The organism is Lactiplantibacillus sp. ME-2 (assembly GCF_022549155.1).
Lineage (GTDB): Bacteria > Bacillota > Bacilli > Lactobacillales > Lactobacillaceae > Lactiplantibacillus > Lactiplantibacillus plantarum.
Map to the genome: position 1 here is coordinate 1 of NZ_JAKZEQ010000158.1, position 244 is coordinate 244.

Annotated in this window: 1 tRNA gene; it reads left to right on the top strand. The window is 45.1% G+C overall.

Annotated elements, in window-relative coordinates:
• The first annotated feature begins 94 nt into the window (after positions 1–94).
• Positions 95–167: transfer RNA gene (locus MMY95_RS15795), tRNA-Ala, on the top strand.
• The last annotated feature ends 77 nt before the right edge of the window (positions 168–244 follow it).

Genomic DNA, 244 nt, shown 5'->3' on the forward strand with positions numbered 1-244 from the left:
AGAGCGCACGCCTGATAAGCGTGAGGTCGATGGTTCAAGTCCATTTAGGCCCATTGGAACCGAACCAGTTGGTTCCATAAGTTGAATACCTCATGGGGAATTAGCTCAGCTGGGAGAGCACCTGCTTTGCAAGCAGGGGGTCAGCGGTTCGATCCCGCTATTCTCCATTGACGACGTTAGTCGTCATTGAAACTTGTTCTTTGAAAACTAGATAATATCAAATATATTTTTTCATAATGAAACC